The sequence below is a fragment of the Nocardioides sp. genome (genome assembly GCF_014360585.1).
GTDB lineage: Bacteria > Actinomycetota > Actinomycetes > Propionibacteriales > Nocardioidaceae > Nocardioides.
Genome location: NZ_JACIXG010000023.1, coordinates 1 through 22,345, shown reverse-complemented (window position 1 = coordinate 22,345; position 22,345 = coordinate 1). Strand labels below are relative to the sequence as shown.

The 22,345-nt window shown below is 69.5% G+C and carries 27 protein-coding genes, 1 pseudogene and 1 riboswitch; of the genes and pseudogenes, 10 read left to right on the top strand and 18 right to left on the bottom strand.

Annotated elements, in window-relative coordinates:
• Positions 1-28: 28 nt before the first annotated feature.
• Positions 29-694 (bottom strand): DUF1707 SHOCT-like domain-containing protein, encoded by a 666-nt coding sequence (locus H5T77_RS09875; protein WP_292648335.1) that lies wholly within the window; start codon positions 692-694, stop codon positions 29-31.
• 158 nt (positions 695-852) lie between these two features.
• Between H5T77_RS09875 and H5T77_RS09870 the strand changes: the two genes are divergently transcribed.
• Entirely contained in the window at positions 853-1,749 is an 897-nt protein-coding gene (locus H5T77_RS09870) for an NAD(P)-dependent oxidoreductase (protein WP_292648333.1), read from the top strand.
• 18 nt (positions 1,750-1,767) lie between these two features.
• On the opposite strand, the gene thiC is transcribed toward H5T77_RS09870, so the two are convergent.
• The 7 genes and pseudogenes from thiC to H5T77_RS09835 all read right to left on the bottom strand — a co-directional run bounded on the left by thiC (position 1,768) and on the right by H5T77_RS09835 (position 7,755).
• Complete coding sequence (gene thiC, locus H5T77_RS09865) at positions 1,768-3,456, bottom strand: phosphomethylpyrimidine synthase ThiC (protein WP_292648331.1); 1,689 nt, start codon at positions 3,454-3,456, stop codon at positions 1,768-1,770.
• Positions 3,453-4,379 (bottom strand): bifunctional hydroxymethylpyrimidine kinase/phosphomethylpyrimidine kinase, encoded by a 927-nt coding sequence (thiD, locus tag H5T77_RS09860; RefSeq protein ID WP_292648328.1) that lies wholly within the window; start codon positions 4,377-4,379, stop codon positions 3,453-3,455. Before thiD ends, thiC begins: the two co-directional genes overlap by 4 nt.
• Positions 4,376-5,017: a thiamine phosphate synthase gene (locus H5T77_RS09855; RefSeq protein ID WP_292648326.1), complete on the bottom strand. Its 642-nt coding sequence runs from the start codon at positions 5,015-5,017 to the stop codon at positions 4,376-4,378. The genes thiD and H5T77_RS09855 overlap by 4 nt, the downstream gene beginning before the upstream one ends.
• Positions 5,014-5,793, bottom strand: a complete 780-nt coding sequence (locus H5T77_RS09850; RefSeq protein WP_292648325.1) for a thiazole synthase — start codon at positions 5,791-5,793, stop codon at positions 5,014-5,016. The genes H5T77_RS09855 and H5T77_RS09850 overlap by 4 nt, the downstream gene beginning before the upstream one ends.
• Positions 5,790-5,990, bottom strand: a complete 201-nt coding sequence (gene thiS / locus H5T77_RS09845; protein WP_292648324.1) for a sulfur carrier protein ThiS — start codon at positions 5,988-5,990, stop codon at positions 5,790-5,792. The genes H5T77_RS09850 and thiS overlap by 4 nt, the downstream gene beginning before the upstream one ends.
• Positions 5,987-7,144 (bottom strand): annotated as a pseudogene (locus H5T77_RS09840) (FAD-dependent oxidoreductase); the annotation flags it as partial. The gene thiS and the pseudogene H5T77_RS09840, both read right to left, overlap by 4 nt.
• A gap of 5 nt (positions 7,145-7,149) precedes the next feature.
• Complete coding sequence (locus tag H5T77_RS09835) at positions 7,150-7,755, bottom strand: thiamine phosphate synthase (protein WP_292648320.1); 606 nt, start codon at positions 7,753-7,755, stop codon at positions 7,150-7,152.
• Positions 7,749-7,858, bottom strand: a riboswitch (TPP riboswitch). Its footprint overlaps the gene before it by 7 nt.
• A gap of 264 nt (positions 7,859-8,122) precedes the next feature.
• Between H5T77_RS09835 and H5T77_RS09830 the strand changes: the two genes are divergently transcribed.
• Positions 8,123-9,556 carry a Gfo/Idh/MocA family protein gene (locus tag H5T77_RS09830; RefSeq protein WP_292648317.1) on the top strand — a complete coding sequence of 478 codons (1,434 nt, stop codon included), beginning with the start codon at positions 8,123-8,125 and terminating at the stop codon, positions 9,554-9,556.
• Between the two features lie 71 nt (positions 9,557-9,627).
• Here the strand turns inward: H5T77_RS09830 and H5T77_RS09825 are convergent, their stop codons facing one another.
• Both H5T77_RS09825 and H5T77_RS09820 read right to left on the bottom strand, forming a co-directional pair.
• Positions 9,628-9,777 (bottom strand): hypothetical protein, encoded by a 150-nt coding sequence (locus H5T77_RS09825; RefSeq protein WP_292648315.1) that lies wholly within the window; start codon positions 9,775-9,777, stop codon positions 9,628-9,630.
• Between the two features lie 38 nt (positions 9,778-9,815).
• Positions 9,816-10,010 (bottom strand): hypothetical protein, encoded by a 195-nt coding sequence (locus H5T77_RS09820; protein WP_292648312.1) that lies wholly within the window; start codon positions 10,008-10,010, stop codon positions 9,816-9,818.
• 90 nt (positions 10,011-10,100) lie between these two features.
• Between H5T77_RS09820 and H5T77_RS09815 the strand changes: the two genes are divergently transcribed.
• From H5T77_RS09815 to H5T77_RS09795, 5 genes are all read left to right on the top strand, one after another.
• Complete coding sequence (locus H5T77_RS09815; protein WP_292648309.1) at positions 10,101-11,789, top strand: fumarate hydratase; 1,689 nt, start codon at positions 10,101-10,103, stop codon at positions 11,787-11,789.
• 58 nt (positions 11,790-11,847) lie between these two features.
• Positions 11,848-12,792, top strand: coding sequence for an ABC transporter ATP-binding protein (locus H5T77_RS09810; protein WP_292648306.1), 945 nt, complete (start codon positions 11,848-11,850; stop codon positions 12,790-12,792).
• Positions 12,789-13,655, top strand: a complete 867-nt coding sequence (locus H5T77_RS09805) for an ABC transporter permease (protein ID WP_292648305.1) — start codon at positions 12,789-12,791, stop codon at positions 13,653-13,655. Before H5T77_RS09810 ends, H5T77_RS09805 begins: the two co-directional genes overlap by 4 nt.
• Positions 13,656-13,658: 3 nt before the next feature.
• The gene (locus tag H5T77_RS09800) at positions 13,659-13,892 is read left to right on the top strand and encodes a helix-turn-helix transcriptional regulator (protein WP_292648302.1); all 234 of its coding nucleotides are present in this window, start codon (positions 13,659-13,661) and stop codon (positions 13,890-13,892) included.
• A gap of 177 nt (positions 13,893-14,069) precedes the next feature.
• A complete protein-coding gene (locus H5T77_RS09795) occupies positions 14,070-14,381 on the top strand; it encodes a TFIIB-type zinc ribbon-containing protein (protein ID WP_292648297.1) in 312 nt (103 codons plus the stop codon).
• A 158-nt stretch (positions 14,382-14,539) separates the two neighbouring features.
• Here the strand turns inward: H5T77_RS09795 and H5T77_RS09790 are convergent, their stop codons facing one another.
• From H5T77_RS09790 to H5T77_RS09780, 3 genes are all read right to left on the bottom strand, one after another.
• On the bottom strand, positions 14,540-14,767 hold the full coding sequence (locus H5T77_RS09790) for a hypothetical protein (protein WP_292648294.1): 228 nt from the start codon (positions 14,765-14,767) through the stop codon (positions 14,540-14,542).
• 39 nt (positions 14,768-14,806) lie between these two features.
• Positions 14,807-15,361 (bottom strand): GNAT family N-acetyltransferase, encoded by a 555-nt coding sequence (locus H5T77_RS09785; RefSeq protein WP_292648291.1) that lies wholly within the window; start codon positions 15,359-15,361, stop codon positions 14,807-14,809.
• 63 nt (positions 15,362-15,424) lie between these two features.
• Positions 15,425-15,646, bottom strand: coding sequence for a hypothetical protein (locus H5T77_RS09780; protein ID WP_292648288.1), 222 nt, complete (start codon positions 15,644-15,646; stop codon positions 15,425-15,427).
• Positions 15,647-15,731: 85 nt separating this feature from the next.
• On the opposite strand from H5T77_RS09780, the gene H5T77_RS09775 reads away from it, so the two are divergent.
• Positions 15,732-16,586 carry an endonuclease domain-containing protein gene (locus H5T77_RS09775; RefSeq protein ID WP_292648285.1) on the top strand — a complete coding sequence of 285 codons (855 nt, stop codon included), beginning with the start codon at positions 15,732-15,734 and terminating at the stop codon, positions 16,584-16,586.
• 93 nt (positions 16,587-16,679) lie between these two features.
• Here H5T77_RS09775 and H5T77_RS09770 read toward each other — a convergent pair whose 3' ends face one another.
• Genes H5T77_RS09770 through H5T77_RS09750 form a run of 5 tightly spaced genes read right to left on the bottom strand, consistent with a single transcriptional unit; the run spans position 16,680 to position 20,156 of the window.
• A complete protein-coding gene (locus H5T77_RS09770) occupies positions 16,680-17,192 on the bottom strand; it encodes an SPFH domain-containing protein (RefSeq protein WP_292648282.1) in 513 nt (170 codons plus the stop codon).
• A 23-nt stretch (positions 17,193-17,215) separates the two neighbouring features.
• Complete coding sequence (locus tag H5T77_RS09765) at positions 17,216-18,268, bottom strand: SPFH domain-containing protein (RefSeq protein WP_292648279.1); 1,053 nt, start codon at positions 18,266-18,268, stop codon at positions 17,216-17,218.
• Between the two features lie 14 nt (positions 18,269-18,282).
• On the bottom strand, positions 18,283-18,729 hold the full coding sequence (locus H5T77_RS09760; RefSeq protein ID WP_292648276.1) for an NfeD family protein: 447 nt from the start codon (positions 18,727-18,729) through the stop codon (positions 18,283-18,285).
• 60 nt (positions 18,730-18,789) lie between these two features.
• On the bottom strand, positions 18,790-19,290 hold the full coding sequence (locus H5T77_RS09755; protein ID WP_292648273.1) for a DUF6328 family protein: 501 nt from the start codon (positions 19,288-19,290) through the stop codon (positions 18,790-18,792).
• On the bottom strand, positions 19,290-20,156 hold the full coding sequence (locus tag H5T77_RS09750; protein WP_292648271.1) for a glucose 1-dehydrogenase: 867 nt from the start codon (positions 20,154-20,156) through the stop codon (positions 19,290-19,292). The genes H5T77_RS09755 and H5T77_RS09750 overlap by 1 nt, the downstream gene beginning before the upstream one ends.
• 28 nt (positions 20,157-20,184) lie before the next feature.
• Between H5T77_RS09750 and H5T77_RS09745 the strand changes: the two genes are divergently transcribed.
• Complete coding sequence (locus H5T77_RS09745; protein ID WP_292648269.1) at positions 20,185-20,880, top strand: spermidine synthase; 696 nt, start codon at positions 20,185-20,187, stop codon at positions 20,878-20,880.
• Between the two features lie 18 nt (positions 20,881-20,898).
• On the top strand, positions 20,899-22,287 hold the full coding sequence (locus H5T77_RS09740) for a class II fumarate hydratase (protein ID WP_292648267.1): 1,389 nt from the start codon (positions 20,899-20,901) through the stop codon (positions 22,285-22,287).
• Positions 22,288-22,345 lie beyond the last annotated feature (58 nt).

Here is a 22,345-nt window from a genome sequence, read left to right as displayed (position 1 = left end):
CCCCGGATGCCCATCGCTATGGGCCCAGTCACTCCAGACCGAGATGCTGCTTCAGCGTGCGCTTCGGAGGGCGCGGACCCCGGCGCTTGACGGTCACGTCGCCCAGCACCGCGATGCCGCGCACCCGCACCACCGGCGAGTCCGCGGTGAGCTCCTCGGGCACCTTGCCGGACGGCTCCTTGAAGTCGCCCAGGACACCGTTGCCCTCGACGATCACGTGCACGTTCGGCGGCACTGTGACCTTCACGCTGCCCAGGACCGAGGTCGCGCTGATGACCACCTCGCGCGCGGAGTAGTGCGCCTCACGCAGGTCGATGTTGGCATCACCCAGCACCGCGTTGACCGACAGCTGCTGCGGAACCATCCATACGCCCTTGCGCTCGACGTTGCTCAGGAACGCGCTGGCACTGTCGTGCTCCTCGCCCCCGCCGTAGACGACGGGCACAGTGCTGGAACCCGCGGAAGGTGCCACGGGCGGCCGCCCTGCGACCGGGAGGTCCTGCGTGATCGGCTCCAGATCGGCGTACGTCTTGGCCTTGTAGGCCTCCTCGATCCGCTCCTCGAGCTCCTCGATGTCCAGCCGGCCCTCGCCGGCGGCCTCGCGCAGGATGTCGGCCACCTCATGGCGGTCGGCGTCGCTGACGCGCAGGTCGGCTCGTCGAGGCTGGCCGGGGTGCGGTTCGGGGAGGCCCATGATCATGAATGCTATCGGCGATCGCGGCTGCCGTCTGTCAGGATCATCCCTGATCCTTTACCTCGGCGCCGGTCTCTCGCTCGGGCTGCTGCGCTTACCTGATGGTAAGTACCCCAGTAAATAGTGGGTACTCCCCCTGATCGACGATCTCCTCCAGCATGGATGTCGTGTCAGAGACCGATCGAAACCCGACCCACCCGACCGACGTCAGCGTGCTCGGACTCGGCGCGATGGGCAGCGCGCTGGCGACTGCCCTGCTCGACGCCGGCCGATCCGTGACCGTCTGGAACCGCACCCCTGGCCGTGCCACCGACCTGTCGGGCCGAGGCGCCGATGCCGCGCACTCGGCCCGGGAGGCGGTGCTGGCCAGCCCCGTGATCATCGCCTGCCTGCTCAAGCGCTCCTCGGTCGAGGAGACCCTCGGCCCGGTCGCCGGCGAGCTGCGCGGACGCACCCTGGTCAACGTCACGACGACGACGCCGAACGAGTCCCGCGAGCTCGCCGCCTGGGCGGCCGAGCACGGCATCGACTACCTCGACGGTGCCATCATGGCCGTGCCGTCGATGATCGGATCCCGCGCGGCTCAGATCTTCTACAGCGGCTCGCGGGCGGCGTACGAAGCCCTCCTGCCGATGCTCGAGGTCTGGGCCACCAGCGAGTTCCACGGCGAGGACGCCGGCCGGGCATCGCTGGTGGACCTGGCCATCCTGTCGGGGATGTACCAGATGTTCACGGGCTTCTTCCACGGGGCCGCGATGGTCGCCGCCATGGGGATGAGCGCGTCCGAGTTCGCGGCACGGCAGGCGCCGTTCCTGGCAGCGATGACCGAGGAGCTCGCCGACTACGCGAAGGTCATCGACGGCGGTGACTACACCGTCGCGGGCCAGCAGAGCCTGGAGTTCTCCGACCTCTCGCACATCGTGCGAGCCAGCGAGGAGGAGGGCGTCGACCCCGCCCCGATCGCCGAGGTCCAGGCGCTGATCAGCGGACAGATCGCCGCGGGGCACGGCGCGGAGGGGTTCGCCAGGCTCTACGAGAGCCTGGCGAACCGATAGCACCGTCGGATCGGCGGGTCAGTCGGCGAGCGGGAGGTACACCCGGCTTCCCGCCGCCGCGAACTCCTTCGACTTCTCCAGCATCCCCGCCTCGATCTCCTCGGGGGACGCGCCCTCCGTGCTGCCGAAGCGGTCGCGTACGTCCTGGCTGATCTTCATCGAGCAGAACTTCGGGCCGCACATGGAGCAGAAGTGGGCGGTCTTGGCGTTCTCCGCCGGGAGGGTCTCGTCGTGGAAGCTCTCCGCGGTGACCGGGTCCAGCGAGAGGGCGAACTGGTCGCGCCAGCGGAACTCGAAACGGGCCCTGGACAGGGCGTCGTCGTGGTCCCGTGCGCCGGGGTGGCCCTTGGCGATGTCGGCGGCGTGGGCGGCGAGCTTGTAGGTGATGACGCCGGTCTTCACGTCGTCCCTGTCCGGCAGCCCGAGGTGCTCCTTCGGGGTGACGTAGCAGAGCATCGCGGTGCCGTGCATCGCGATCGTGGCCGCGCCGATGGCGCTGGTGATGTGGTCGTAGCCCGGCGCGATGTCGGTCGCGAGCGGGCCGAGCGTGTAGAACGGCGCGCCGTGGCACCACTCCTGCTGGAGGTCGACGTTCTCCTTCACCAGGTTGAGCGGGACGTGGCCGGGGCCCTCGACCATGACCTGGACGTCGTGGCGCCAGGCTCGCTCCGTCAGCTCGGCGAGGGTGCGCAGCTCGGAGAGCTGGGCCTCGTCGTTGGCGTCGGCGGTGCACCCCGGACGGAGCCCGTCCCCGAGGGAGAAGGCGACGTCGTACTGCTTGAAGATCTCGCACAGCTCGTCGAAGTGGGTGTAGAGGAAGCTCTCCTGGTGGTGCGCGAGGCACCAGCCGGCCATGATCGAGCCGCCTCGGCTGACGATGCCGGTGACGCGGTTGGCGGTGAGCGGGACGTAGCGGAGCAGTACGCCGGCGTGGATCGTCATGTAGTCGACGCCCTGCTCGGCCTGCTCGATGACGGTGTCGCGGAACACCTCCCAGGTCAGCTTGTCGGCCTCGCCGTTGACCTTCTCCAGGGCCTGGTAGATCGGGACGGTGCCGATCGGGACCGGGCTGTTGCGCAGGATCCACTCGCGGGTGGTGTGGATGTCGTCGCCGGTGCTGAGGTCCATCACCGTGTCCGCGCCCCAGGTGATCGCGTGGGTGAGCTTGTCGACCTCCTCCGCGATGCTGCTGGTGACCGCGGAGTTGCCGATGTTGGCGTTGATCTTCACCAGGAAGCGCTTGCCGATGATCATCGGCTCGGACTCGGGGTGGTTGACGTTGTTGGGGATGATCGCGCGACCCGCCGCGACCTCCTCGCGGACCAGCTCGGGGTCGCAGCTCTCGCGGACGGCGACGTAGGCCATCTCCTTGGTGATGATGCCCTGGCGCGCGTAGTGCATCTGCGAGATGTTCTCGCCCTTGCGCGGACGCCTGCGCTCGCCCTGCCACTCCTGGCTGGCTTCGCCTCGGCGTACGGCGGTCTTGCCGTTGTCGCGGAGGTCTGTCGGGCGGCCGTCGTACGGCTCGGTGTCGCCGCGGTCCTCGATCCATTCGAGGCGGCGCGGCGGGAGGCCCTGCTCGGGTCGGGATCCAGGGCCCTCGGTGCAGTAGCGGTCGAAGGTCTCGCCGTTGGTGAGCTCGACCCGGGTCACCGGGACCTTGAGGTCGCCGAGCTCGAGGCGGGTGTGGGCGGGGTGGACGGTCATCGGGTCTCCTTGGTGTGGGCGATCGGTCCCCGGCCTCTTCCGAGGGTCCAGGTCTTGCTGGCTCGAAGCTGTTGGGTGACGTACGCCGCGGCCTGCTCCGCCGCTTTGTGCAGCGTCGCGCCGTGGGCGAGATGGGCGGCCAGGGCTGAGCTGTAGGTGCAGCCGGTGCCGTGGTCGTTGCTCGTGGGGACTGCGGGGTGCGTGAGCGGGATCGGCTGCTTTCCCGGCTCGGCGAGCCAGTCCGTGCAGCTCCCGGTCGCCGCCGGGTCGCCGCCGGTGAGGATCACGGTCACCCCGCTGGTCGAGCCGCGAGCGCCAGCGAGCGTGTCGAGACCAACACGGTCCGCTACGGCGCTCGATGGGACTGTGTTGGTCTCGACACGCCTCCGCCTAGCGGCTCCGGCGGCTCGACCAGCGAGGGCAGCCGCCAAATCCTCGGGCGTCCCGTCGTGGCCGGCCAGAGCCCGGGCCTCGTCGAGGTTGGGGGTGACGACGGTGGCGACGGGGAGGAGGTGGTCGAGATAGGCACGGCGTACGTCCTCCCCGCCGAGCACCGCCCCAGAGGTGGCGACAAGAACAGGATCAACGACAACCGCAGCTTGTGAAGCTGAGAGTGGGCTATAGGCCACTCTCAGCTTCACAACCCGCTGCGCGACTGCCTCGACGGCTGCCGCCGTTCCGAGCATCCCGGTCTTGATCGCGGCAATGGGTAGGTCGTCGAACACCGCATCGAGCTGAGCCTCGATGGTCGCGTGCGGAACGGCGTGGATGTCGCTGACGCCGGTCGTGTCCTGGGCTGTGATCGCGGTGATCACGCAGGCTCCGTGGACCCCGAGCGCGGCGAACGTCGCCAGATCGGCGGCCGTGCCGGCCGCTCCCCCGGAGTCGGTGCCCGCGATGGTGAGCGCGACCGGCGGGTTCACGCGGTCACCTCCGGCCTCGTCGCGGCGGCGAGGACGGCCAGCAGGTCGTGTACGACCCCGGCCGGATCTTCGGCACGCATCACCGCACCCATCACAGCGACGCCGTGGGCGCCGGCCGCCACGGCCTCGGCGGCGTTGTCCGGGGTGATCCCCCCGAGGGCGTACGTCGGGAGCGGCAGGTCGCCGAACGCGGCCGGCCCGAGCGGCGGTCCGTAACCAGGCTTGGAGTCGGTCAGCGCATACGGGCTGAGCATCGCGTAGTCGAACCCGTCCTCGGCGGCGGTGGCAACCTCGGCGGGGCTGTGGCAGCTGCGACCGCGGGTGTAACACGCTGTTACACCGTCTTCTCGCCCGTTATAACGACCGGATAGTCCTACGAACGACGTGTTACCCCCGTCGGCGGGGAGCTGCACCCCAGCCGCACCCGGCAGCAGGTCGTGCGCAGCGATGACCACCAGACCGAGGTCGACGGCGGCCTTCACCAGTCCGGCTCGCTGCTCCGGGGTCTCGTCGAGCTCACGGAGTACGACGTGGGTCAGGCCGGCCTCGGCGCAGGCCGCCATCGTCGCGAGCAGGCTGCGGCCGAGCGGCAGCTGGGAGCGGTCGGTGAGGACCAGCAGTCGAGGTAAGTCGGTCATGCGATTCGGCCTTCCATCGGTGAGGACGCCCGGGCGACCGCTTGGCGTGGGATCCGGCCGGCGCCGCGGGCGGCGTGTCCGGCCTCGACCGCCAGCCTCAGCGCGCGAGCCATCCCGACCGGATCGTCGGCGCGAGTGACCGCGGTGGCGGCGAGTACGGCAGCGCAGCCGAGCTCCATGGCCAACGCCGCGTCCGAGGCGGTCCCGACCCCGGCGTCGAGCACGACCGGCACGTCGACAGCGGCCACCACGGCCTCGATGGCGTAGGGGTTGAGGATGCCCAGCCCCGACCCGATCGGTGAGCCGAGCGGCATCACCGCCGCACAGCCGGCGTCTGCGAGCCGGCGGGCGAGGACAGCGTCGTCGGTGGCGTACGGAAGGACCGTGAAGCCCTTGCGGACCAGCTGCTCGGCGGCCTCGACGAGCTCGACGGCATCGGGCATCAGCGAGGTCTCGTCGCCGATCACCTCCAGCTTCACCCAGTCGGTCTCGAGCGCCTCGCGGGCGAGCTCGGCGGTCAGCACCGCCTCACGGGCCGAGAGGCAGCCGGCGGTGTTGGGCAGGATCGGCACCTTCGCGGCGCGGAGCGTCTCGAGCAGCCCGCCGGTCGCCGTCGAGGACGTACGTCGCATCGACACCGTCACCAGGCCCGGCTCGGCCGCGTCGATGACGGCGGGGAGCAGGGCCAGGTTGGGCAGGCCGCCGGTGCCGAGGAAGAGGCGCGAGGAGAGCTCGCGCCCGGCGATCTTCAGGCTGTTCATCGGTGAGGTGGTCATCCGCCCTGCACCGCCGTCACGATCTCGACGACATGACCGTCTCGGAGCTGCCATCGCGCCCAGTCGTCGCGCGGCACGATCTCCTCGTCCACGGCGACGGCGATGCCGCTCGGGCGTCGGTCGCCAGTCCTTGCCTCGAGCAGGTCGGCAACGGTGCCGCTGACCTCCATCGGCTCGCTGTTCAGGGTGATCTTCATCCGTCCTCCTTCATCCGGAACCGGCGCGGGTCCAGCTCCGGCTCGACTGCCCCGGTCTCGATGTGGTCGGCGACGAGCCGCGCGATGAGCGGCGCCAGCAGGACGCCGTTGCGGTAGGCGCCGGCGGCCAGCACGACCCCCGACTCCTGGGTAGGGCCGACCAGGGGGAGGTTGTCGGCGGTCCCGGGGCGGTCCCGCGAGGTCACCTCCACCACGCTGGCCCGGTCGAGGGCCGGGATCACCCGGCGCGCGGAGTCGAGCAGCCGCCACACGCCCTCGACCGTCGGCAGCAGTGGGCCGTCGCGCTCCTCGGAGGTGGCGCCGACGACCACCTCGTCGCTCTCGGTCCGCGGCACCACGTAGACCTGCTCGCCGTGGACCCAGGCCCGCACCGTCCGCTCCACCCGCTCCTGCGTCCGCAGACGCACCACGTCGCCGCGCACGGGCCGGATGAGGGAGGAGTACGGATCGGGGAGCTGCGCGCCGGTCGCGATCACGGTCACCTCGCTGGTCGAGCCGCCCCCTGCCTCGCTCGACACGACTGTGTTGGTCTCGACACCGGCTCGCTGGCGCTCACCTGGTCTGAACGAAGTGGCCTCGACCAGCGGAGCACCGGCGGCTCGACCGGCGGTTGCGTCGGTCGAGCCGACGTCGTGAGGGACGAACGACGTCGTGTCGAGACCAACACGGTCGCCGACGCGGGCGAGCAGCGCCGCGACGACGGCACGCGGGTCGACCGAGTGATCCTCGGCGAGGAAGGCCCCGCCCCCGACGCGGCCGAGCCCGGGTTCGCGGGCGAGCAGCTCGCGGCGTACGAGTCTCTCGTAGGAGACCCCCGCGAGGTCGAGCACCGCGAGCTGCCGCTCGACCTGCTGGACGTCCCCGGCGTCGACGCCGGCCAGGACCGTCCCGCGGGTGTGGATCGGCACGCCGAGACGGTCGGCGAAGTCGGGCCAGAGCGCCAGCGACGACAGGCAGAGCCGGGTCAGGTCCTCCTCGCCGTGCCAGGCCTCACCTGCGGGGCTGAGCATCCCGGCCGCGGCGTAGGACGCCCCCGAGCCCGGCGCGGGGTCGACGACCGTGACGTCATGGCCGCGGCGGATCAGCTCGTCGGCCACGGACAGCCCGACGATCCCGGCACCGAGGATCCGCACCCGCATCAGCCGACCGCTTCCACGAGCTCCTTCGCGGCTTGCAGTGGATCGGGTTGTCGCCAGAGACCGCCGATCACGGCGACCCCGTGGGCGCCGGCGGCGCGCACCGGGCCGGCCGACGTCGTCGAGATCCCGCCGATCGCGATCAGCGGCAGCACCCCGGCTGCGTCAGCGACGGCGGAGACGCCGAGCGGGTCGGGAAGCCCCGCCTTGGACGAGGTCGCGAAGACCGGCCCGAAGCCGGCGTAGTCAGCACCTGCGGCGGCCGCCGCCTCGACCGCGGCACGGTCGCGGCAGGTCGCCCCGATGACCAGCCCCGGAGCGACCGCGTCGGCCATCCGGCGGGCATCGGCCACCGGCAGGTCGGCGGCACCGAGGTGGACACCGTGTGCACCGGCCGCGAGCGCCACATCGAGCCGGTCGTCGACGACGACGCAGGCCTCGTACGCCGCGACCCGCTCGATCACGGCCGCGGTCAGAGCGAGCAGCTCGCGGGTCGTCGCGGCCTTGTCGCGCACCTGGAAACCGGCGACGCCGAGCTCCGCGAATGCGGGCAGCAGCGCGAGATCCTCGCTCGAGGAGACCAAGCAGAAAATACGTGGAAGAGGCACAACCAATCACTTCCTTCGCCGGCATGATCCGGATCAGGTGTAACGGTCGGAGCGGCCTTAGCTCCCTCTCAGCCCGCTGCCGCGGACTCCCGTGTGGACGTCTCCGACCATAGCGCGCACCACCGAAAAGCCCCAGCCCTAGGCCCATCCAGCGGGATACCTCTGGTAGGTCGAGATCCGCGGCGCCGTCGCCCCTGACCCCCGCGACGAGCCGATCGTGTCGATCGCGGCGCGCAAGGGTCTAGCGCCGCGATGTGACGTGCCCTACAGTCTTCCTGAGCGATTGATTCTGCCGATACAAGCATTGTTTCGATCATAAACGATCAATCAGGCCGTGTCGGCCCGACCTCGACCTCGGAGCGAAGACATGCAGACGACGTCCATCACCACGCCCGACACCAAGCTCGCTACCGGGTTCTCCCGGCGCAGCGTCCTAGGCTCCGCCGCCGCAGTGGGCGGGGCCGCCCTGGGCATCGGCGCCCTCACCGCAGGCGCCACCCCGGCGCGGGCCGCCGGCCAGCGCACCATGGTCAACCAGGCCTTCGAAGCACACGAGATCGTCCGCATCGGGCTGATCGGCCTCGGCAACCGCGGCTTCGGCATGGCCCGTGGCTGGGCCGACATCCCCGGCGCGCACGTGGTCGCGGTGTGCGACATCCGCGCCGACCGCGCCACGCGGGTGGCCGACGACCTCGTCGCGCGCGGCAAGACCCGCCCCAAGGAGTACGGCGGCGAGCGTGGCTCCTTCAAGCAGATGCTCGACCGCGAGGAGCTCGACCTCGTCTACATCGCCACCCCCTGGGAGTTCCACTACGACCAGGCGCGGACCTCGATGCTGGCCGGCGCGCACGTCGCCGTCGAGCTGCCGATCGCCACGCAGCTCGACGAGCTGTGGGACCTGGTCAACACCTCCGAGGTGACCCGGAAGCACCTGCTGCTCGCCGAGAACTGCAGCTACGGCCGCAACGAGCTGGCGATGCTCAAGATGGCGCACGAGGGGGTCTTCGGCGACATCACCCACGGCGCCGGCGGCTACCTGCACGATCTGCGAGCCCTGCTGTTCAACGACGGCTACTACACCGACGACTGGCGGCGCCTGTGGCACACCCGCAGCACCGCCAGCTTCTACCCGATGCACGGCCTGGCGCCGATCGCTGCCGCGATGGACATCAACCGCGGCGACCGAGCCGTCACGCTGGCCGCCACCGCGACCGCGCCGCGGGGCCTGGCCGACTACCGCGAGCGCTTCGTCCCCCGCGACCACCGGTCGTGGAAGGAGGAGTACATCAACGGCGACCGCATCAGCTGCGAGATCACCACCTCCGGGGGTCGCACCATCAGCGCCGAGCACAACGTGAGCCAGCCCCGGCCCTACAGCCGCATCAACAGCATCGAGGGCAGCCGCGGCCTGTTCGAGGACTACGTCGGCGGCGACTCGACCGGCGCCCGCGTCTACGCCGAGCCGCTGCACAGCGGCGACACCTGGCGCGGCTTCAAGGCGCTGCGCCAAGAGTTCGACCACTGGCTCTGGAAGGAGCTCGAGGACGACGCCTCCGGGAGCGGTCACGGCGGCATGGACTACATCCTGCAGTGGCGTCTCATCCAGACGATGCGCGCCGGGCTGGTCCCCGACATCGACGTCTACGACTCGGCCATGTGGTGCTCACCGGTCCCGCTGAGCGTCGAGTCGCTGGCCAAGAACGGCAAGCCGGTGGAGATCCCCGACTTCACCCGGGGCAACTGGCGCAAGCCGAGGGTCGGCCTCGACTCGCGCCAGACCGAGATGCCTCCCGTCCCCTGATCCGCCAACAGTGCCCTGCATGTGTTCGCGATGGGCCTCGCCGGCTGACACGCTCGGGTAGGTTGCCGAAGTCAGGAGAGCACCCGAGCGAGTTCGAGGATCACATGTCCAGGCACACCCGGCTCGTGGTGGTGCTCACCGATGCCTGAGCGCGTCCTGCGCGTGGGGCTGGTGGGCTCCGGGCCCTGGGCCGGCTGGTCGGCGCCGACGACTGCGTTCACCGCCTGCCCCCGGACCCACGGCAGGGCGGGGTCCAGACCTACCGCGCGCTCGTCTCCGGCCTGGTGCTGCCGTCCGGCCCGTCCCGCGGCCCGTGCTCCGCAGCGGTGATGGATCCCGCCTTCAGTGCCTCCGTGGTGGCGACGCTGGTCGCGGCATCGGCGGCCCTGCGAGCCGGGCCCGCCGCCTGACGGCCGGCTCCCAGCCCCCGTCCCGCCCCGCGCGTGACAGCCACGACTCCACGCCGCTCTCGAGCAGGCTGGCGCGAACATCCTCTGCCCTCGGTGTCGGGACCGAGGCCGGGGGCGGCGTACGATTCCCTTTCGTGGCTGACGTTGAGTTCCGGTATTCCGACCTCCTCCCGACCGGTAAGGACGACACTCCTTACCGGCTGATCAGCAGCGAGGGGGTGGAAGAGGTCGAGGTCGACGGGCGTAAGTTCCTGAAGGTCGAGCCCGAGGCGATCCGCCGGCTGACCGCCGAGGCGATGAAGGACATCAACCAGTACCTCCGCCCGGCCCACCTCGCGCAGCTCCGCAAGATCATCGACGACCCCGAGGCCTCCGGCAACGACCGCTTCGTCGCGCTCGACCTGCTCAAGAACGTCAACATCTCCGCCGGCGGGATCCTGCCGATGTGCCAGGACACCGGCACCGCCATCGTGATGGGCAAGAAGTCCGAGGGCGTGCTCACCGGCGCCGACGATGCCGAGACCGTCAGCCGCGGCGTCTACGACGCCTACACCAAGCTCAACCTGCGCTACTCCCAGCTCGCGCCGCTGACCACGTACGAGGAGAAGAACACCGGCTCCAACCTGCCCGCGCAGGTCGAGATCTACTCGACCGCCGAGGGTGAGAACGGCCCGGAGTACAAGTTCCTCTTCATGGCCAAGGGCGGCGGCTCGGCCAACAAGTCGTTCCTGTTCCAGGAGACCAAGGCGATCCTGCACCCCGACCGGATCCTGTCCTTCCTCGACGAGAAGATCCGCTCGCTGGGCACCGCCGCGTGCCCGCCGTACCACCTCGCCGTCGTCATCGGCGGGACGTCCGCGGAGTTCGCCCTGAAGACGGCCAAGTACGCCTCGGCCCACTACCTCGACAACCTGCCGACCGAGGGGTCGATGAGCGCCCACGGCTTCCGTGACACGGAGCTCGAGGAGAAGGTCTTCGAGCTCACCCAGTCCTTCGGGATCGGGGCCCAGTTCGGCGGCAAGTACTTCTGCCACGACGTACGCGTCGTCCGACTCCCCCGCCACGGCGCCTCCTGCCCGGTGGCGATCGCGGTCTCCTGCTCCGCCGACCGCCAGGCGCTGGGCAAGATCACCCGCGACGGGGTGTTCCTCGAGCAGCTCGAGACCGATCCGGCGCAGTACATGCCGGACGCCGGGATGGCCGAGGAGATCGCGGCCGGCGAGGTCGTGGACATCGACCTCAACCAGCCGATGTCCTCGATCCTGGAGACGCTCTCGCAGCACCCGGTCAAGACCCGGCTCTCGCTGAGCGGCCCGATGGTCGTGGCTCGCGACATCGCGCACGCCAAGATCAAGGAGCGACTGGACGCCGGCGAGGAGATGCCGGAGTACATGAAGAACCATCCGGTCTACTACGCCGGCCCGGCCAAGACGCCGGAAGGCATGGCGTCCGGCTCCTTCGGCCCGACCACAGCCGGCCGGATGGACTCCTACGTCGAGCAGTTCCAGGCCGCCGGCGGCTCCATGGTCATGCTCGCCAAGGGAAACCGCTCCAAGGTCGTCGCCGAGGCCTGCGGGACGTACGGCGGTTTCTACCTCGGTTCCATCGGCGGCCCGGCCGCCCGGCTCGCGCAGGACTGCATCAAGTCCGTCGAGGTGCTGGAGTATCCCGAGCTCGGCATGGAGGCGGTCTGGAAGATCGAGGTGGAAAACTTCCCCGCCTTCATCGTGGTCGACGGCGAGGGCAACGACTTCTTCACCGACCCGAGCGGGACGACCACCGTCCCCCTCACCGGGATCCGGGTCCGCTCCAAGGAGCGCTGAGCCGGGAGGCCACCCAATTTGCTGTCGCACTTCGTCTATCAGTCGTAGTATTCCTGCTATGTCCGATAGCGAGAGCACAACAGCGCTCACCGACCTGGCACTCGACGTGCGCGACCTGCGGGTGCGCTACGGCAGCAACGAGGTGCTCAAGGGCGCGACCTTCTCTGCTCGTCGCGGCGAGGTCGTCGCCCTGCTCGGGCCCAACGGCGCCGGCAAGACCACGACCATCGAGGTCCTTGAAGGATTCCGGATGCCGACGTCAGGCGACGTCTGCGTCCTGGGATCCGACCCGGCACGGGGCGACGAGCGGTGGCGTGCGCGGGTCGGCGTGGTGCTCCAGTCATGGCGGGACCACAGCCGCTGGCGGGTTCGCGACCTGCTCGACTACCACGCGCGGTTCTACGCGCCGTACGCCACCGCTGAGGTCCCTCGCCCGTGGGACGTCGACGAGCTCCTCGCCCTCGTGGGCCTCACCGCCCACGCCGAGCAGAGGGTGATGCGGCTCTCCGGCGGTCAGCGCCGCCGGGTCGACGTTGCGATCGGCATCGTCGGCCGTCCTGAGCTGGTGTTCCTCGACGAGCCGACGGCCGGCTTCGACCCGCACGCGCGACGAGAGTTCCACGAACTGGTGCACCGGCTCTCCGACTTCGAGAACACCACCGTGCTGCTGACCACCCACGACCTGGCCGAGGCGGAGAAGCTCGCCGACCGGATCCTCGTGCTCGACCGCGGCACGATCATCGCCGACGGCAGTCCCGACAAGCTGGCCCTCGACCTCGCGACCAAGGCGGAGGTCCGCTGGACCGCCGGAGACGAGCGGCACGTGCACGCCGTCGAGGACCGTGATCCGACCGAGTTCGTACGCCGCCTGCTCGCGACCGACCCCGACGTGACCGAGCTCGAGGTGAAACGGGCCAACCTCGAGGACACCTACCTCGCGCTCGTCCAGCGGGTCGAGAGCGGCCAGGCCGACGAGCACGAGAAGCTGGAGGCGCTCTCATGATCACCACCGGGACGACAAGCACGTGCGGCGTTGCCGTACGCGCCGGGCTGCACCGCGGCTGGCTGGAGACCAAGTATTCGCTGACCGACGTCGGCGACATCTTCTGGATGCTTCTCTTCCCGATCAGCTTCACGGTGACGCTGCTGTTCATGCGCGGCAACACCGTGCCCGGCACCGACCTCGCACTGGGTGCGATGGTGCTGCCGAGCCTGATCGGGATGTCGATCGCCTTCGGCGGCCTCGCGGGCCCGGCGATGCAGATCGCCACCGACCGCGAGGACGGCACGCTGCTGCGGGCCAAAGCGACGCCCGACGGGATGCTCGGCTACCTGATCGGCAAGATCTGGTTCTTCGGGCTGACCACGCTGGCCAGCCTGGTGCTGCTCGCGATTCCCGCGGTGACGGTGATCGGCGACCTTCGGATCGACGGCCGCACGGCGCTGCTGCTCCCGGTCATCTTCGTCGTCGGCATGGTCGCGACCGTTCCGATCGGGTCGGCGCTCGGCTCGATCTTCAAGTCGAGCGCCCAGTCGATGCTGATCATGCTGGCCTCGATGCTGTTGATCGCGATCTCCGGCATCTTCTACCCGATCACCGCGATGCCCACCTGGCTGCAGTGGGTCGGGCAGGTCTTCCCCTTCTACTGGCTCGGGCTCGGCACCCGGTCCGCGATGATGCCCGCTGGGGCGGAGGCGGCCGAGATCGGAGACTCCTGGCGCACGGTCGAGATGTTCGCCGTCCTCGGTGTCTGGGCCGTCATCGGGCTCGTGCTGGCACCGATCGTGCTCCGCCGGATGGCTCGCCGCCAGACCGGCTCCGCGATCGCGGCCGCGCGCGACAAGGTCATGACCAGGGGCTACTGACCTGTGGCCAACGAATCGGACACCGTCTACAACCGGATCGCGATGCTACGCGCCGAGCGCGGCATCTCCCGTCGGGAGCTCGCCGACGCCCTCGGCGTCCACTACCAGACCGTGGGCTACCTGGAGCGGGGCGAATACAGCCCCTCGTTGCATCTTGCTCTGCGGATCGCCGCCTACTTCGACGTCGCCGTCGACGTCGTCTTCGCCATCGAGCCGTTCAAGCGTCTCGGCGACTGATCCCATTCCTTCCGGAGCAGCTGAAGACCCACGATTCGACGGCGCGAGGTTCGTCACCGAGCCCTCCGGCACCACCTCGGTGCCGCTGAGCGGACGTCGGCCGGCAGTGAGCCTCGGCGTTGCGGGACGACCGGATAAGTTGATCGGCGCCGATCCCCCAACGACGAGGAGACCCTCATGCAGTGCCCCATCGACGGTGCCACCCTGGTGATGAGCGAGCGCCAAGGCATCGAGATCGACTACTGCCCGCAGTGCCGTGGCGTGTGGCTGGACCGCGGCGAGATCGACAAGATCATCGAGCGGTCCGTCGGCGCCCCGCAGCCCGGCGGCTACCAGCAGCCCCGCCAGGAGCAGCCCCGCCAGGAGCAGCGCGACGAGCGACGCTACGAGAAGCGAGAGTACGAGCGGCGCGACTATGACGACGACCGCCACAAAGACAACCGACGCAGCCACCACCGCGAGTCCTGGTTGGGTGACCTCTTCGGCTGATCCTGCTGGAGGCCACGAACGCGCTTGACGGCCCTGCGACACGCCCACATGCGGTGTGTCGCAGGGGTTTCCCACAGGCCCTATGGCCGCCGCTCCCGTCTGAGGAGCCGGAAGACCCACGAAGTCGCGACAGGTCTCCCGGCCCGCCCGCAGAGTCCCTAGACGTCGTTGTCACGCCGATTCTCTGGCGGCGGCTCGCTCGGTCCGGACCCCTGCGTGTCCGGACTGCCCGACTCCGAGTCGGGGTAGCCAGCGGTTGCGTCCGACGGGGCGATCGGCGTACTGCTCTCGTCCTCGTCGAGGCGCCCGGTCTCGGAGACCTGGCCGGTATCATCGGTGTAGTCGGGGTCGTCCGGCCCCTCTGCGGGAAGCTGCTGATGGCTCATGGCTCCTGCGGTACCCCGCAACGGCCCCAACGGCACCTCTCAGTTGCTGCCGACCGGTTCCCACTCCCGTCTGAGCAGCCCGAAGACCCACGAGTCCGAGACGTCGCCGTTCACGATGCAGTCCTCGCGCAGCGTCCCCTCCAGCTTGAACCCGAGCTTCTCCAGCACCCGGGCGCAGGGGGCGTTGCGGGTGTCGGCCTCGGCCTGGACGCGGTTCAGGTCCAAGGTGTCGAAGGCCCAGGCCAGCAGCGCGCCGGCGGCCTCGGTCGCGAAGCCGTGTCCCCACGAGTTCCCGTTGAGGCAGAAGCCGAGGGACGCGCTGCGGAAATCGGGGTCCCACGAGTTGAAGGTGCACCAGCCGAGGAACGCGGAGTCGCGCTCGATGACCACCCGCACCCCGCTCTCCTCCTCCGCCATGACGCGGCACCGGGCGATGAACTGGTCCGCACGCTCGCGCTCGGTCCACGGCGCGGAGTCCCAGTAGCGCAGGACGTGGGCGTTGCTCTGCAGTTTGAAGAGCGACTCCGCGTCAGCCTCGGTGAAAGGGCGAAGCACCAGTCGGGACGTACGCAGCGTGGGAGTCGACAAGGTCACGGCCGCATCCTGCCGCGCGCCGGCGCCCGCTCGCGACAGGTTTACGGCACGACCACCCAGGGGTCAGGTCGTCTCGTTGTCGCGTCGGTTCTCCGGCGGGGCGGAGTCGGGACCTGAGCCACGAGTGTCCGGCTCGCCGGACTCCGACTCCGGGTATCCAGCAGTCGAGTCCGACGGCGCGACGGGTGTCTCGGCCGCCTCCGGGTCCAGCTGCTGGACCTCGGAGACCTCCCCGGACTCATCGGACGTGTCGGTCTCCAGGTGATCATCGCGTCGTTCGCTCATGTCAGCCCGGTACCCCCTCCAGCGGCACGCGATGCCTCCACGGCTCCCGTCATGGCTGTCGGTGGTCGCTCTCATACTGGCAGTCATGGACGCAGTCGAGGCGCTGGAGCGGTTGGGTGGGATCGCATGCGCCGCCGACATCGTCGCGCTCTCCAGCCGCCGACGCCTCCGCACCGCGGTGTCGAAGAAGGTGATCATCCATGTCGACCGCGACCGTTATGCCCTCCCCGTGACCGACCTCGGTCGCCGTCTCGCGGTGGAGCACAACCTCCATCTCACCCATCTCAGCGCCGCGCTCCATCACGGCTGGGAGGTCCGTACATCTCCCAGCGTCCCGCATCTCCTCCTGCCGAGCCGACAGGAGCGACCCACGAGCAAGGCCAGGTTCTGGACGTACGACGCCCGGCGCGAGGACTTGGACGGCTGGTCAACCGGCCCCCTGCTCACCGTCATGCTGTGCGCCCGTGACTTGCCGTTCGCCGCCGCACTGACCGTCGCCGACTCGGCGTTGCGCCATGACTCTGTGACGCATGAGGAGCTCGTCACGGCCAGCCACACCTGGCGTGGCGGCAACAGGGATCAGGTCGAGAAGGTCGCAGCCCATGCCAACGGCTCGGCCGCCAACGCGTTCGAGTCCGGCCTACGCGCGATCACGGCGGCTGCGGGCTACGAGTTCATCCCGCAGTACGAGGTGCGCGTCGGCGCGCTGACGGTGCATCCCGATCTCGTCGACCCGATCAACGGCATCATCCTCGAGGCCGATTCCTGGGGCTTCCACGCCGACCGCGAGGCGCACGACCGCGACTGCCAGCGCTACACGATGCTCGCAGCCGACGGCTGGATCGTGCTGCGGTTCACCTACGACCAGGTGTTGTTCCAGCCCGAGTACGTGCTGAGGTGCATCGAGATGGCGCTGGCCCAGCGACCTGCAGCCGCCTGACCCCGGCCCTGAGAGGCCCAGAATCCAACCGCGACACGCCTGGCAACGGCGTGTCGCGCGTCGGTTTCAGAGTGCCCGTGGCCCCTAGGTGACTCATCGTCGCGCCGAGTCGGGGCCGCGGAGGTCGGTGACCTCGACGCGCTTGAGGCGGATGCCCCAGTCCTCGCGGGAGCGGCGGGTGGCGTCGTACGCGACGTCCGTCAGGCGCTGGGCGGAAGTGACGAACTCGTCCTGGTCGACGATTCCGGCGAACTCTCGCAGTGCCTCACGCACGGCACGTTCGAGCTGCTGCTGGGGCTTGTCGACGCGGTAGGCGATCGACGGATCCTCGAACTCGAAGTAGACGTTCAGAGCCGCCTCGCAGACGTAGTGGTCGCGGCAGACGAGGGGCTCCCGCATCGACAGCACCTGCTCGCGCATGTCGAACCGAGCCACGACCCGGTCGAGCAGCGGCACGATGGCGTTGAGGCCAGGGCTCAGCGTCCTGCGGTACTGGCCGCCGCGCTCGATCACGGCGCAGGTCGCCGCCGGGACGATCTTGACCGCCATCAGCATCCCGACGACGACCACGACAACAAGCAGGACGACCACGAGACCCGGCGACATGCCGGTCAGATTACCGGCATCCCTCAGCCGATGATGCGGTCCGCGCGGGCGGACTCCTCCTTGGCCTGCTCGACGGCCTTGGCTGCCTCCTCGTGAGCCTCACGCTGGGCCTGCTCGATGGCGTCACGCGGGGCGGGGACGGGCGGCGTACGTCGTTCGTTCTCGTTCCCGTCGCCGTTGCCGTTGCCGTTGCCGTTGCCCCCAGACTTGGAGGCGTTGTCGGCGAAGGCGCCGGTGACCGTACGCATCGCCTCGGTGAGCTCGCCGGGGATGACCCAGAACGAGTTGCCGTGCGCGGCGAGCGAGGGCAGCATCTCGAGGTACTTGTAGGCGAGGACCTTGGAGTCGGCGTCGTTGGCGTGGACGGCCTGGAAGACCCGCTCCAAGGCGTTGGCCTCACCATCGGCCTCGAGCACCCGGGCCTGCTGGTTACCTTCCGCCTCGAGGATGGACTTCTGCCGGGTGCCTTCGGCCTCGAGGATCAGCGAGGCCCGCTTGCCTTCGGCGTGCAGGATCGCGGCGCGCTTGTCACGCTCGGCGCGCATCTGCTTCTCCATCGCCTCCTTGATCGAGGCCGGCGGGTCGATCGCCTTGATCTCGACCCGGTTGACCCGGATCCCCCACTTCCCGGTGGCGTCGTCGAGCACCTCGCGCAGGCGGACGTTGATGGTCTCGCGAGATGTCAGGGTGGACTCCAGGTCCATCGATCCGATCAGGTTTCGCAACGTGGTCACGGTGAGCTGGTCGATCGCCTGCAGGTAGTCGGCCACCTCGTAGGCGGCTGCCCGCGGGTCGGTGATCTGGTAGTAGAGAACCGTGTCGATGGCGACCACGAGGTTGTCCTCGGTGATGACGGGGCGCGGGTTGGAGGAGTAGACCTGCTCACGAACGTCCAGCTTGGTGTTGACCCTGTCCACCAGCGGGATCACGAAGTTCAGCCCCGGCTGCAAGGTGCCCCGGTAGCGCCCGAAGCGCTCGATGTTGTAGCGCCGCGCCTGTGGCACGATCCGCACCGTCGAGGCGACCGCACCCACCACCAGCGCGACCAGGACCAGGACTATCAGCAGAAGCTCCATGTCGTACGTCCTTCCTAGGGCGAGAGCGACAGCGGGTCGCGCGGGTGCACGAGCGCCGTCGCGCCTTCGATCTCGAGCACGTCGACCCGGCATCCGACCGGGATGACCAGGTCTTCGTCGTAGGGCCGGGCCGACCATTCCTCACCGGCTAGGCGCACCAGGCCGTGGTCGAAGCTCACCTCCGCGAGGACGACCGCCTGACGACCGACCAAGGCATCGGTGCCGTCGCGCACCGGCGGCGGCAGAGCCAGATGTCGTCGCGCCACCGGCCGCACCAGCAGTACGCTGCCGCCGCCCGCGAGCACGAAGACGAGCGCCTGCACCAGCACCGGCGCGCCGAGCGCCGCGCTCCCGGCAGCGAGGAGCGCCCCGCCGGCGACGAAAGCGAACGCCAGCGTCATCGTGAACGCCTCTGCCACTCCGAGCAGCACGGCGACGATGATCCAGAAGATCGACCACATAAGCCCACCAGCCTCGGTTTCCCACCAGCGTACTCCCGCTGTGGTGACGGTCACACCCGATCAGTCGGAGTTGTTCCGTCCGTTCAGCAGCGGCAGACCCACCCACAGGGAGACGAACAGGATCAGCACCCCCGCTGCGGCGACGACCGCGATTGCGAGCGAGACGACGACGTCGAAGACGAGCAGCACGACGAGCGAAGAGACGATCGCGAAGCCCACCAGGCCCGCCCGGGCGCAGGCGTGCGAGGCCCGCACCAGCCACGGCCGCTGCCGGCGCCGGAACAGGATCCGGTGGAAGGAGACCGGGGCGACGATGAGGCAGGTGGTGATGACCGAACCGACCAGCACGACGAGATAGATCGTCTTCTGCTGGTCGTCCAGGTCGGGGAAGCGCGGCGAGAAGGGCACCGTCAGCAGGAAACCGGTCAGGATCTGCACGCCCGTCTGCAGCACTCGTAGTTCTTGGAGGAGCTCGTTCCAGTTGCGGGTGATGCGCTCCTCCGGCCGCTCGTCCGGGCCTCCTCCCTCGACCGGGCGACCGCTGGCGCCACTGGTCGCCATCAGAAGACCGGCCGTCCTCCAGTCACCCCGAGGACGGTCCCGGAGACGTAGGACGCCTCCGCAGGCGAGGCCAGGAAGACGAACGCCGGTGCGACCTCGGCCGGCTGGCCGGCACGCCCCAGCGGAGTGTTCGCCCCGAACTGCTCCACCTTCTCCGGCGCCTGCGTCGCGGGCTGCAGCGGCGTCCAGATCGGCCCCGGAGCCACGGCGTTCACCCGGATGCCCTCGGGCCCGAGCTCAGCGGCCAGGTTGACGGTGAAGTTGTTGATCGCCGCCTTGGTCGCGGCGTAGTCGAGCAGGCTGGTCGAGGGTTCGTACGCCTGGATCGAGGCGTTGTTGATGACGCAGCCGCTGCGCTTCTTCAGGTGCGGCACGGCCGCTCGGGTCAGCCAGAGCAGGGCGTACAGGTTGGTCTTGAAGGTCCGGTCGATCCGCTCGTCGTCCATGTCGGTCAGGCCCTTGTCGCGGGCGAACTGGTAGCCGGCGTTGTTGACCAGGATGTCCAGGCCGCCGAGCTCCTGCACGGTACGTTCGACTGCTTCGTCGCACGCCTCGCTCTCGCGCAGGTCGATCGGCATGGCCAGCGCCGTATGTCCGGCGTCCTCGACGAGCTTCGACGTCGTCTGCGCGTCCGGCTCCTCCTCGGGGAGGTAGGTGAACGCCACGTCTGCTCCCTCGCGGGCGTACGCGAGGGCGACCGCGCGACCGATGCCGGAGTCACCGCCGGTGATCAGCGCGATCTTTCCGTCGAGGCGGCCGTGGCCTTCGTAGCTGGACTCGCCGTGGTCGGGCAGCGGCTCCATCTCGCCGGTGAGGCCAGGAGGCTCCTGCTGCTGGGCTGGGAACTGGGTGTTGTCATCGCTCATGCCCAGTTCAGTACCCACATCGGACAGAATGGAAACCGTGAGCGGGACTGAATCGGTGATCGTCGACGGTGGTCTGGCCCTCCGGCATCGGGCGGACGGCCACCTGGAGCTGCGGGCCAACGGGATCTTCGTGATGGACACCCGCGAGACCTCGACCGAGAAAGCGCTCGCCACGCGCGCGCTCGAGCTGCACGCGCAGCCGCGAAAGGTGCTCATCGGTGGCCTCGGGCTCGGCTTCACTCTCGAGGCGGTGCTGACCGACCCGCGCGTCGAAGCAGTCACCGTCGTCGAGATCGAGCCGCGCCTGGTCGAGTGGATGCGCACCGGGCGGATCCCCCACGGTCCCGACCTGCTGAGCGACGAGCGCGTCCACATCGAGGTCGCCGACGTGGCCGCGGTCCTGCGGGAGAGCCGGCCCGAGGCGTACGACGTCGTGCTGCTGGACGTCGACAACGGTCCCGGCTACCTGGTCCACGACGCCAACGGAGCGCTCTACGAGGCGCCCGCGCTGACCCATGCGCGGCGGGCGACCGCCCCGGGTGGCACGGTGGTGGTCTGGTCGGCGGCGGAGGCTCCGGCGCTGCTGGAGGTGATGAGGCAGGTCTTCGACCATGCCGAGGCACACTCCTACCCCGTCGACCTGCAGGGGCACGAGGAGACCTACTGGCTCTACGTAGGCTGGCTCTCTACCGGCCGGGTCTCGCCAAGGAATGGCACCAACTAGTCAAAGGTTGAACCAGACATGGACGACATGAGCTTTCGCATCGAGCACGACTCCATGGGTGAGGTACGGGTCCCGAAGGACGCGCTGTGGCGCGCCCAGACCCAGCGGGCCGTGGAGAACTTCCCCATCTCGGGCACACCCATCGAGCCGGCGCTGATCCATGCGATCGGCCATGTGAAGGCCGCGGCCGCCAAGGCCAACTTCGATCTCGGCGTGCTCCCCGGCGACAAGGCCGAGGCGATCATCGCGGCCGCGGGCGAGATCTCCGAGGGTCGTCACGACGACGCGTTCCCGATCGACGTCTTCCAGACCGGGTCCGGCACCTCCTCCAACATGAACGCCAACGAGGTGATCGCCTCCCTGGTGGCGCGGGCCGGCCGGGACGTACACCCCAACGACCACGTCAACGCCTCGCAGTCCTCCAACGACACCTTCCCGACCGCCATCCACGTCGCCGCCGCAGTCGCCGTCAGCGAGCAGCTGCTGCCCGCGATCGACGTGCTGGCCGGCTCGCTCGAGGCGAAGGCCGAGGAGTTCGCCGGCCTGGTGAAGTCGGGGCGTACGCACCTGATGGACGCCACGCCGGTCACTCTCGGCCAGGAGTTCGGAGGGTACGCAGCCACCATCCGCTACGCGGCCGAGCGACTCGAGTCGGTGCTGCCCCGGGTTCGTGAGCTAGCGCTCGGCGGCACCGCGGTCGGCACCGGCATCAACACGCCCGCCGGCTTCCCGCAGTCGGTGATCGCCGACCTCGCCAACCGCACCGGCCAGCCGTTCACCGAGGCCCGCAACCATTTCGAGGCCCAGGGCACCCGCGATTCGCTGGTCGAGCTCTCCGGAGTCCTGAAGACGATCGCGGTCGGGCTCATCAAGATCAACAACGACCTGCGCTGGATGTCGTCGGGCCCCACCACCGGCCTGGCCGAGATCCACCTGCCCGATCTCCAGCCGGGCTCCTCGATCATGCCCGGCAAGGTCAACCCGGTCGTCCCCGAGGCCGTCTTGATGGTGGCGTTCCAGGTGATCGGCAACGACGCCACGGTGACCGCCGCCGGGGCCTCCGGCGCCTTCGAGCTCAACGTCGCCATGCCGGTGATGGCCCGCAACGTCCTGGAATCCATCCGCCTGCTCTCCACCGCCATGACCGTCCTGGCCGAGCGCACCGTCGACGGGATCGTCCCCGACACCGAGCGTCTGCGCGCCTACGCCGAGTCCTCACCCTCGATCGTCACGCCGCTGAACAAGTACATCGGCTACGAGGCCGCCGCCAAGGTCGCCAAGCAGGCCCTCGCCGAGGGCGCCACGATCAAGGAGACCGTCATCGAGCTCGGCTACGTCGAGAACGGCACCCTCACCGAGGCCCAGCTGGACGAAGCCCTCGACGTCGAGTCCATGACCCACCCCTGACCCGAGCAGCACCCGCCGAGAATGTAGTTGTGGGCGACGAAACTAGAGTTTCGTCGCC

Excerpts from the sequence above, each read along its gene's own strand:
- H5T77_RS09765 (WP_292648279.1), bottom strand. The coding sequence starts at position 18,268 with ATGGAGCTTCTGCTGATAGTCCTGGTCCTGGTCGCGCTGGTGGTGGGT.
- H5T77_RS09750 (WP_292648271.1), bottom strand. The coding sequence starts at position 20,156 with ATGAGCGATGACAACACCCAGTTCCCAGCCCAGCAGCAGGAGCCTCCT.
- H5T77_RS09740 (WP_292648267.1), top strand. The coding sequence starts at position 20,899 with ATGGACGACATGAGCTTTCGCATCGAGCACGACTCCATGGGTGAGGTA.
- H5T77_RS09850 (WP_292648325.1), bottom strand. The coding sequence starts at position 5,793 with ATGACCACCTCACCGATGAACAGCCTGAAGATCGCCGGGCGCGAGCTC.
- H5T77_RS09875 (WP_292648335.1), bottom strand. The coding sequence starts at position 694 with ATGGGCCTCCCCGAACCGCACCCCGGCCAGCCTCGACGAGCCGACCTG.
- thiC (WP_292648331.1), bottom strand. The coding sequence starts at position 3,456 with ATGACCGTCCACCCCGCCCACACCCGCCTCGAGCTCGGCGACCTCAAG.
- H5T77_RS09755 (WP_292648273.1), bottom strand. The coding sequence starts at position 19,290 with ATGGCGACCAGTGGCGCCAGCGGTCGCCCGGTCGAGGGAGGAGGCCCG.
- H5T77_RS09870 (WP_292648333.1), top strand. The coding sequence starts at position 853 with ATGGATGTCGTGTCAGAGACCGATCGAAACCCGACCCACCCGACCGAC.
- H5T77_RS09810 (WP_292648306.1), top strand. The coding sequence starts at position 11,848 with ATGTCCGATAGCGAGAGCACAACAGCGCTCACCGACCTGGCACTCGAC.
- H5T77_RS09780 (WP_292648288.1), bottom strand. The coding sequence starts at position 15,646 with ATGAGCGAACGACGCGATGATCACCTGGAGACCGACACGTCCGATGAG.
- H5T77_RS09830 (WP_292648317.1), top strand. The coding sequence starts at position 8,123 with ATGCAGACGACGTCCATCACCACGCCCGACACCAAGCTCGCTACCGGG.
- thiS (WP_292648324.1), bottom strand. The coding sequence starts at position 5,990 with ATGAAGATCACCCTGAACAGCGAGCCGATGGAGGTCAGCGGCACCGTT.
- H5T77_RS09745 (WP_292648269.1), top strand. The coding sequence starts at position 20,185 with ATGGAAACCGTGAGCGGGACTGAATCGGTGATCGTCGACGGTGGTCTG.
- H5T77_RS09760 (WP_292648276.1), bottom strand. The coding sequence starts at position 18,729 with ATGTGGTCGATCTTCTGGATCATCGTCGCCGTGCTGCTCGGAGTGGCA.
- H5T77_RS09790 (WP_292648294.1), bottom strand. The coding sequence starts at position 14,767 with ATGAGCCATCAGCAGCTTCCCGCAGAGGGGCCGGACGACCCCGACTAC.
- H5T77_RS09795 (WP_292648297.1), top strand. The coding sequence starts at position 14,070 with ATGCAGTGCCCCATCGACGGTGCCACCCTGGTGATGAGCGAGCGCCAA.
- H5T77_RS09855 (WP_292648326.1), bottom strand. The coding sequence starts at position 5,017 with ATGACCGACTTACCTCGACTGCTGGTCCTCACCGACCGCTCCCAGCTG.
- H5T77_RS09775 (WP_292648285.1), top strand. The coding sequence starts at position 15,732 with ATGGACGCAGTCGAGGCGCTGGAGCGGTTGGGTGGGATCGCATGCGCC.
- H5T77_RS09805 (WP_292648305.1), top strand. The coding sequence starts at position 12,789 with ATGATCACCACCGGGACGACAAGCACGTGCGGCGTTGCCGTACGCGCC.
- H5T77_RS09770 (WP_292648282.1), bottom strand. The coding sequence starts at position 17,192 with ATGTCGCCGGGTCTCGTGGTCGTCCTGCTTGTTGTCGTGGTCGTCGTC.